This window comes from Paenibacillus sp. MAEPY2 (genome assembly GCF_000499205.1).
Lineage (GTDB): Bacteria > Bacillota > Bacilli > Paenibacillales > Paenibacillaceae > Paenibacillus > Paenibacillus vandeheii.
Map to the genome: position 1 here is coordinate 1 of NZ_AWUK01000071.1, position 2,851 is coordinate 2,851.

Genomic DNA, 2,851 nt, shown 5'->3' on the forward strand with positions numbered 1-2,851 from the left:
TTTATTTTATCGGTACAAGTTCGTGTCCCGAGCAAAAGACAAGAACTTGTACCGATTGCCGGAATGGACAAGAACATAGTCCGATTACCGATTAGATACATGTCTAAATAAAATGAGAAATAATTAAAGTCTCAATAGTCAGTATAGTGCAGGACAGTTTTTTCATTTCTAATGGATCAAATGAATTGATTAGAGATAAATCACGGGCAGATAGGGTAAAGAAAGCGAAATATTGTTATCGGAACTAGCTTTTAGGACAAGAACTTGTACCGATTGCCGAAATGGACAAGAACATGATCTGATTACCGGTTAGATGGATATCTAAATAATCAGCGTATGCACTTAATACTTCATTAAGCTACATTAAACATGAAAATGTTCACGTTGTTTTGGGACAAAAGGCAAGATGTGAGAAGTAAATATGGGCGGCTTGGCATTAAAAACCGAAATCTTGGTTACTGGAATTTGCTTTTGGGGACAAGAACTTGTGCCAATTACCGGAATGGACAAGAACATAGTCCGATTGCCGATTAGGTATATATCTAAACATTTAACACACGCAGTTACAACTTCATTAAATACCTTAATACATAACAATTTTTATATTGTTAAAGGAAAACTGACACGATGAGAGGTTAAACACGGTCGGCTTGGCATTAAAAAAGAGAATTATCAGAATGAACTGGCAGTTGAGGACAAGAACTTGTACCGATTGCCGGAGTGGACAAGAACATAGTTCGATTACCGATTAGACATATTTCTAATAAAGTTTTCGCTCATCAATTCATTAGGCTAACAGGTAGATTAGTTAAACAAATGCAGAGAAAAGGAGGTGGTTCATAAAAATACAAACGACGGTTGCCTTTGAGCTATACTGTGGATCATAGCAAAGACGGCTGCCTACTGCAGAGGAAGAAAAATGACTCTTAGCATGCACAACGTTACAAGACCAAACAAGATGGTCTGATTATAGATCATTTCAAAGAAGATCCTTCAGTCAAGCTATTTGGACTATGGTGATGAAGTTGATTTCATTATTTCAGGCAAGATGCGTATGCAAGTAGAGTATGACTGAGGGGTTCCGCTTCTCAGTAATTATGTTTTTTTGTACATATTAAAAATCGACCCTAATGCTTGTTTTTTGGCTTTTAATTAAAAAATACGTATACAGGGATTATCAAGGGTTATCATAAGTATTACAACTCTATTTCGTTGGTTTAAATGCTATATTGACCTAAGGTTTTAGGTCAATTATTATGTTCAGGAACGCGTTCAAGTTATTTTATATGTTGTTGTTGAGGAGTAGATAGAATGGAATTTATATGGTATTTGGCTTTAATCATTGTTAGTACAAAAATAGCAGGACATGTATCAGTAAAATTGGGGCAACCCTCTGTACTTGGCAAACTGGTAGTCGGTATTATTTTAGGACCTGCAATTCTCGGGTGGATTAATAATAATGAATTTATTCATTACATCTCTGAGATAGGTGTCCTATTACTTATGTTCATTGCTGGATTAGAAACGGACCTTGACCAGTTAAAGAAAAACTGGAAGTCCGCGGTTGCCGTTGCCATTGGCGGAATTATTCTTCCTTTTGTAGGTGGATTTGGAGTAGCAGATCTATTTGGACTATCCACGAACTATGCACTTTTTATGGGTGTTTTATTCAGTGCAACATCTGTAAGCATCTCAGTACAAGTGCTGAAGGATATGGATCGTTTAAGTTCAAAAGAAGGCACAACTATTCTCGGAGCTGCTGTAGTAGACGATATTTTAGTTGTTATTCTTTTGGCATTTATGATGAGTTTCTTGGGTACAGATCAGGATGTATCGTTAGGACTTTTAGTAGGGAAGAAAGTGCTGTTCTTCATAGGTGTGTTTGTTGCAGGGGTATTTATAGTTCCTCGTGTTATGAAGTGGCTCTCAACTCTTAAGGTAACAGAACCCATAATATCAATCGCACTCTTCATTTGTTTTGGATTTGCGTACTTTGCTGATTTGATGGGTATGGCCGGTATAATTGGTTCATTTGCTGCCGGTATTGCAATCTCACAAACGAATTTTAAGAATGTTGTTGAAAAAAAGGTCGAGCCCATTGCATATTCAATTTTTGTTCCCGTGTTTTTTGTGAGCATTGGCCTCAATGTTTCATTTGAAGGTGTAGGACAACAGATAGGATTCCTTGTCGTTCTAACCATTGCTGCTGTTTTGACTAAATTACTGGGCGGTGCATTGGGAGCAAAGATTACAGGATTCAGCAATGTATCTTCTTTTGCTATAGGAGCTGGGATGGTATCAAGAGGAGAAGTTGCATTAATTATTGCTTCAACTGGTATACAAGCAGGGCTTCTTTTACCTGAATATTTCACTTCAGTTGTTATAATGGTCATTCTTACAACTTTAATGGCTCCACCAATGTTAAAGGTGTTATTTAAGCCACGTAAGGAAACTGCTTCAAAAGAAGGCGGACTATAAGAGTAAAAGGGGGCGAATATTATATCTAAACTCTATTTGTTTTCTTATAAGCCTAAAAATGAAGGATGGACTGAGGAGTGTATAAACTTTCATCTTGAACACCTGTTTGAGGTCAAACATCTTCATGACAGAGTGTATTTAATTAAAACAGCTGATGATATTGATTTGTTAGATAAGTACCTTCTTGAGTGTCTGCGGACGCATGATAGTTACTTTTTATTACAAATCAGTGAAATGCCTGTCACACATCGTCAGAATGGTCTTATATCTGAAGATGTAACTAGATGGCTTCAACTCTAATAATTATATCGAACTTTCATAAGATAGTTCGTTATAGACAGGTTAGTTTAATTTAATGGCCCCACATTCATGT

Annotated in this window: 1 protein-coding gene; it reads left to right on the forward strand. The window is 36.6% G+C overall.

Features of this window, described 5'->3' with window-relative positions; genetic code table 11:
* Positions 1–1,311: 1,311 nt before the first annotated feature.
* The gene (locus tag P364_RS0133835) at positions 1,312–2,478 is read left to right on the forward strand and encodes a cation:proton antiporter (protein ID WP_024634394.1); all 1,167 of its coding nucleotides are present in this window, start codon (positions 1,312–1,314) and stop codon (positions 2,476–2,478) included.
* Positions 2,479–2,851 lie beyond the last annotated feature (373 nt).